This is a genomic window from Psychrobacillus insolitus, from assembly GCF_003254155.1.
GTDB classification, from domain to species: domain Bacteria; phylum Bacillota; class Bacilli; order Bacillales_A; family Planococcaceae; genus Psychrobacillus; species Psychrobacillus insolitus.
This window is the reverse complement of the sequence record NZ_QKZI01000028.1, coordinates 1-2,003: the sequence shown is the minus strand read 5'-3', so window position 1 is coordinate 2,003 and position 2,003 is coordinate 1. Positions and strand designations below refer to the sequence as shown.

Annotated in this window: 3 protein-coding genes; 1 reads left to right on the top strand and 2 read right to left on the bottom strand. The window is 35.6% G+C overall.

Annotated elements, in window-relative coordinates:
* Positions 1 to 112: 112 nt before the first annotated feature.
* Positions 113 to 352: a PepSY domain-containing protein gene (locus C7437_RS16700; RefSeq protein WP_111441106.1), complete on the bottom strand. Its 240-nt coding sequence runs from the start codon at positions 350 to 352 to the stop codon at positions 113 to 115.
* Between the two features lie 327 nt (positions 353 to 679).
* On the opposite strand from C7437_RS16700, the gene C7437_RS16695 reads away from it, so the two are divergent.
* Positions 680 to 1,306 carry a phosphatase PAP2 family protein gene (locus tag C7437_RS16695; protein WP_111441105.1) on the top strand — a complete coding sequence of 209 codons (627 nt, stop codon included), beginning with the start codon at positions 680 to 682 and terminating at the stop codon, positions 1,304 to 1,306.
* A 19-nt stretch (positions 1,307 to 1,325) separates the two neighbouring features.
* Here C7437_RS16695 and C7437_RS17410 read toward each other — a convergent pair whose 3' ends face one another.
* Positions 1,326 to 1,592, bottom strand: a complete 267-nt coding sequence (locus tag C7437_RS17410; protein ID WP_342767799.1) for a YdhK family protein — start codon at positions 1,590 to 1,592, stop codon at positions 1,326 to 1,328.
* Positions 1,593 to 2,003 lie beyond the last annotated feature (411 nt).

The following is a 2,003-nucleotide window of genomic DNA, read 5'->3' as shown; positions in this document are numbered from 1 at the left end:
CATTAGCCCTCCAAGACTCGCTACGAGTGAATGGCTAGTTCTTTCTCGACGGGAATCCCACCCGCTATATGATACGACCTAGGCTCGGCCGCACACGCACCCGTTAGTGAAATTAATCAAAGTCATTTTCTTCTTCAATCTTACGAATTATTCCTGTTTTCGCATTTACCTCTACTTCATATATCCTGTTTTGTGAGGTCAAAATGAAGACTTCATACACTAAAGTACCGTTATCCATATCCATATCTACATGTAGAACTTGCCCGGGTATCCTTTGGAGGGAGATTTGTATTGCCTGTTGGGGAGTAATTCGCTGACTATATAAAGGCATTGGATTAACTATTGAAAACATCCTCCTCTTACATAATGTATCTGTCTATATTATGTAAGAGACGAGTCAACAGTTCCTCCATTCTTAACTAACCTGCCCTGCCCATTTAGTTCAATAACTTCAACAAAAAAGCTTTAAATCTCTTTTGGAACAACACCACCTGTTACATAAATAGTATTTTTCTTTAAAGCTTAGCCATAATAAGATATATTTCCCGAAATGGAGGACAAAAATGCCAGATTTCATCATAGTAATAATTCGTCCTATATTTTCATTCTTTTTACTTCTAGTGGTGGTCCTGCTCACATTATTTAAACCCAAGTATAATTTGATAGAAGGAATAAAAAAATGAACAAGTTGCAATATGTTTTAGCTGTTTGTACTTTCGTTGTATTCTGTATTTTATGGACGACCTATGAGACACCATTTATCCAAGCTTTTGACAGGGGAGCATCTGATTCATTATATGGGAACAAATTCATTACAATGTTTCATTATTTAGGTGAAACCAAGTTTATTTTTGCTGTCACAATAATGGTCATAATCATTATTTGGATTCGCAAACAAGACTATAAATTGATAGTTTTTGTAATTTTATCCGTTGGTGTGGGATATGGATTATATCAATTTTTAAAACGCGTAATTGAACGGCCTCGTCCTGAGATTGTAGATCAGTTTTCCACTTTTAGTTTTCCCTCAGGACATGCAGTGCATGGTTTATTGTATTTATTAACAATCGCCTATGTATTTAATCGAATTGTCACTTCAAAGAGGGCTTCGCTCATCGTTTGGATAACAGCCATTATATTAGCCTTATTAATTGGGGTTTCTCGAATAACAGAGGGACGTCACTTTGCTTCTGATGTTTTAGCTGGTTGGTTGCTTGGCTATAGTTGGTTTACCCTTTGCGTATGCTGGTATAAAAGTAGAAATCATAATTTTAGTCGATTACGAAACAAAAATTCTGAGACTTAGATATGCTTATTTATCCTATTCAAAAAATTAACATTTGATTTTTATGCCTGATATGGTCTGGGTCTGCTATTATGGTAACTTCCGTTCCTGGCTTGAGAGGTTTATCACTAGAGTTTTTAATTTCCTCCTGAATGACCCATTTATGATTTTCCACTGTTTCTCCACCAGTTGTCGGAGTATATGAAATAACATAAGCTGTTGTTGCATATGCACCCACAATCGTTGCTACAGCAACCTTCATACCATCCGTGTGGTCTTTCGAGAATCGCTTGACTTCCAACTTCATAGGTTGGATTTTCTGCCACTTTTAAACTTTCAGGAACTTCACCTGAACTGGAATGATTCATGCCCTCATGGTTTATCTCTTCATGTTTGGTTTCCTTATTGCTGTTTGCATGGTTCTCTTTGCTTGTATCATTTCCACATCCACTTAAACCAATAATTGTAGCATAACTAAGAAACATCAATTGCTTTTTCATTTAAATACTCACCTTGGAATTATTAATTTTTCTTAGAAAAATATATACCCGCATAGGGTGTATATGCAAACGAAAATATTCAGATTGAAATAATTTCCTGATTTTTCTTACTTAAACTAGTCGAGTAGAGCAACGTCTTTTAAGACGTTGCTCCTTTTTCATTTAAAAGTACTTCTGATAATACTCTTTCCTTAACCTTCCGCTTAACTGAGCATATA

Bases quoted from the DNA above. Each gene is read 5' to 3' on its own strand.
- C7437_RS17410 (WP_342767799.1), bottom strand. From the start codon at position 1,592: ATGAAGTTGGAAGTCAAGCGATTCTCGAAAGACCACACGGATGGTATG.
- C7437_RS16695 (WP_111441105.1), top strand. From the start codon at position 680: ATGAACAAGTTGCAATATGTTTTAGCTGTTTGTACTTTCGTTGTATTC.
- C7437_RS16700 (WP_111441106.1), bottom strand. From the start codon at position 352: ATGTTTTCAATAGTTAATCCAATGCCTTTATATAGTCAGCGAATTACT.